1 pseudogene is annotated in these 485 nt (G+C 64.1%); it reads left to right on the forward strand.

The annotated features are described in order from the left end of the window. Positions 1-39 precede the first annotated feature (39 nt). A pseudogene (locus J5M71_RS27685) lies at positions 40-485 on the forward strand (malate synthase G); the annotation flags it as partial.

Below are 485 nucleotides of genomic sequence, written 5' to 3' on the forward strand. Positions count from 1 at the left end.
GTCCTGCGCTTGCCGCGCAACACCCTGAAAGTCGGGATCATGGACGAGGAGCGCCGCACCACGGTCAACCTCAAGGCTTGCATCAAGGCCGCCAGCGAGCGCGTGGTGTTCATCACACCGGTTTCCTCGACCGCACCGGCGACGAAATCCACACATCCATGGAGGCCGGCCCAGTGGTGCGCAAGGCTGACATGAAGGCCGAGAAGTGGATCGGCGCCTACGAGAACTGGAACGTCGACATCGGTCTGAGCACCGGCCTGCAAGGTCGTGCGCAAATCGGTAAAGGCATGTGGGCGATGCCGGACCTGATGGCCGCGATGCTTGAGCAGAAGATCGCTCACCCGCTGGCCGGCGCCAACACTGCCTGGGTCCCTTCTCCAACCGCCGCTGCGCTGCACGCCCTGCACTACCACAAGGTTGACGTGTTTGCGCGTCAGGCCGAACTGGCCAAACGTGCCCGCGCCTCGGTGGACGACATCCTGACC

This window comes from Pseudomonas sp. 43(2021) (assembly GCF_017490805.1).
GTDB lineage: Bacteria > Pseudomonadota > Gammaproteobacteria > Pseudomonadales > Pseudomonadaceae > Aquipseudomonas.